This is a genomic window from uncultured Caballeronia sp. (assembly GCF_964243625.1).
Classification (GTDB): Bacteria; Pseudomonadota; Gammaproteobacteria; order Burkholderiales; family Burkholderiaceae; genus Caballeronia.
Genome location: NZ_CAXTGZ010000718.1, coordinates 1 through 2875, shown reverse-complemented (window position 1 = coordinate 2875; position 2875 = coordinate 1). Strand labels below are relative to the sequence as shown.

At 59.9% G+C, this 2875-nt stretch carries 4 protein-coding genes; all 4 read right to left on the bottom strand.

The features are described 5' to 3' along the window. Nucleotides 1-469 (bottom strand): DUF899 domain-containing protein (locus tag ACFFAR_RS29875; RefSeq protein WP_375509082.1); only part of this gene is annotated, 469 nt, incomplete at its 3' end. A 20-nt stretch (nt 470-489) separates the two neighbouring features. Next, the gene (locus ACFFAR_RS29870) at nt 490-918 is read right to left on the bottom strand and encodes an SRPBCC domain-containing protein (protein ID WP_375509081.1); all 429 of its coding nucleotides are present in this window, start codon (nt 916-918) and stop codon (nt 490-492) included. Beyond that, the gene (locus tag ACFFAR_RS29865; RefSeq protein WP_305954585.1) at nt 825-1223 is read right to left on the bottom strand and encodes a helix-turn-helix transcriptional regulator; all 399 of its coding nucleotides are present in this window, start codon (nt 1221-1223) and stop codon (nt 825-827) included. The genes ACFFAR_RS29870 and ACFFAR_RS29865 overlap by 94 nt, the downstream gene beginning before the upstream one ends. 256 nt (nt 1224-1479) lie before the next feature. Next, nucleotides 1480-2808, bottom strand: a complete 1329-nt coding sequence (locus tag ACFFAR_RS29860; protein WP_375509080.1) for an MFS transporter — start codon at nt 2806-2808, stop codon at nt 1480-1482. Between the last annotated feature and the right edge of the window lie 67 nt (nt 2809-2875).

The following is a 2875-nucleotide window of genomic DNA, read 5'->3' as shown; positions in this document are numbered from 1 at the left end:
CCGTGGCACGCTGCTCGGGCGCGAACGATACGTGATGGTCGAAATTGAAGTCGCTGCCGAACGACGATACCCATTTGAAGTGCCAGCCCATGCGTTTCTTGAAGGCTTCGATCTTGCCGAGCGGCGCACGCGATACCGCGACATAAGCAACGTCGCGTTGCTCGACATGCATCAACGCTCCGTCGATGTGATCCGATACGAACGAGCAGCCGATGCATCCCGCTTCCCAGTCCGGCCCCAGCATGAAGTGATACACGATCAACTGGCTGCGTCCGTTGAAGAGATCGGCGAGCGTCTTGTGGCCGTCTGGAGTATCGAACGAATAGCGCTTTTCGACTTTTACCCATGGCAGCGCGCGGCGCTTTTCGGCAAGCGCATCGCGTGCGTGCGTCAACGCCTTTTCCTCGGCCAGATGCGCCTTTTGCGCAGCAAGCCACTCTTCTTGCGAAACAATCCGATGCTGTTCCATCTTGCGTCCTCCTCCAGTGATCAGGCGAATTCCCGCACGAGTCCATCGAGGATTTCGTTCCAGCCGGACTCATGGTTATCGCGCGCGGTTTCATCGAAGAACTGCTCGTGCGTCAGCGTGAGCAGAGTGAGCTCGCCGTCGCGCCGCAGCGTGAACGTGACGAGCGATTCCCGTTCGGGCGTGCTGCGCCATGCCCAGGTGTAGACGAGTTTCTCGTCCTGTACGACCTCCCTGAACACGCCGCTTACGTCATGCTCCTCGCCGGCCGGCGTGCGCATGACGATCCGGAAGCGGCCGCCGACGCGCACGTCCATCTCCGCATGAATCACGTCGTTCTTGTTCGGATGCATCCACTTCACGAGTTGCGACGGTTCCGTCCACGCGGCGAAGATTTTGGCGGGGCTTGCGTTGATTCGGCGCTGGAGCGTGAGACTGGGTTTGGCGGACATGGGTCTTCCTCCACAAAGGCGGCAAGGCGATCGAGTGTGTCGGTCCAGAAGCGCTCGTAACGGGCAAGCCATTGCATGGCTTCCTCCATCGGTCCGGCGGCAAGCCGGCATGCGACGGTGCGGCCCGTCTTGGTCCGCGTGATGAGACCGGCATCCGACAACACATCGAGATGTTTCATCACGGCGGGTAACGACATGGCAAACGGCTGCGCGAGTTCGCTGACGGACAGGTCCGCGCCGGCGGACAGGCGGGCGAGGAGAGCACGACGCGTCGGGTCGGCCAGGGCGGTGAATGTGCGGTTCAAGGCCGCTTCCTGATACTTAACCATAAAGTTAAGTTTATGCGGCAGTCGAAGGAAGTCAAGCACGGCACAGCAATTTTTGTGGGTTTAAGCGTTAACACGTAGCACGCGTTGTTTCAGTGGACGCGGCGGCAGGGCGGGTCGAGTTGCAGGGGTATCGACGGCTGGAAACCAGATGGTTTATCGCGTCGCGATGATCCACCGGTTCTGATCAGCGATCAACAAATGCAGCGGCGAGCCGCCGCTGCATCGGGCACGCTCATGCTCTGGCTTCGGTGCGCGTGACGGTTTGAAAACGCGTCTCGGGCATTCGGATATAAACGATAAGCGACACCGCCGCCCACGCACTCACATACCAGTAGAAATACTGTTCGTGTCCGCTCGCCTTGAAACGCAAGGCGACAAACTCGGTCGTGCCGCCGAGGATTGCTGTCGTCAGCGCGTAAGGCAAGCCGACCGCGAGCGCACGGATGCGCGCCGGGAACAGTTCTGTCTTGGCAAGCATGTGAACCGATGTAAAGCCGCTCAACATGGCGAGCCCGGCGAACGACAGCAGGAATGCGACGAGCGGATCTTTCGTGTGACTCAGAGCGGTGAACAGCGGCACGGAGAAAAGCGTACAGCACACGCCGAAACAGATCAGCACCGGGCGGCGGCCGAATACGTCGGAAGCCAGACCGAATAGTGGCTGCAGCGGCATGTAAAGCAGCAGCGCGAGGGAAGAGATGAACGTCGACGTTTCCTTGCTGAGTCCGACCGAATTGACCAGGTATTTCTGCATGTACACCGTGTATGTATAGAAGCCGACAGTGCCGCCTACGGTTATGCCCACGGCGAGCAGGAGTTGTCGCCAGTGCGCCAGCATCTCACGGCTGATCGGCGGCCCCGTTTTTTTTGCGCTCTCGGCGAACGCTTCTGATTCCATCACGTTGCGACGCATGTAGAGCGCAAATAGTGCAAGCAGGCCGCCGATCACGAACGGAATGCGCCAGCCCCAGCGGTCGATCTGCTCGGATGTAAGCAACAAGTGCTGCATGACAAGCAGAAGACCGAGCGCCAGCAACTGGCCGGCCACCACGCTCACTTGCAGGAAGCCGAGGTAAAAGCCACGCCGGTTTTCAGGCGCGATCTCGCTGAGATACGTGGCGCTCGTGCCGTATTCGCCTCCCATGCACAGGCCTTGCAGCAAACGCGCAAGGATCAGGATGATCGGTGCAAGCGCGCCGATCGTGGCATATCCCGGAGTCAAGGCGATCATCAGCGAGCCGACGCACATGCCCATGACCGACCACATGAGCGCAGCCTTGCGGCCACGTTTGTCGGCATACAGCCCGATCAGCCAACTACCCAGAGGCCGCGCGATGTACCCGACCGCCGCAATCGCCGCCGCGTTCATGAGCTGGACCGTCGGGTTATCGGCGGGAAAAAAAGCCTTGGCGAAGTAGATCGAAAAGATGCTGTAGGCGAGAAAGTCGTACCACTCGATCACATTGCCCATCAGGCCGCCGATGATCGAGCGAAGCCGCACCGGACTTGCGCGTACCTGCGGTTCGGTGTCGGGGAAGGACGCTGCACTGGTTTTCGTCACGCTGAAGTCTCCTTGTTTTCTTCGTACTGACGTGGCGGGGTTATTCGCTGTCCGCTGCGTATTGCTT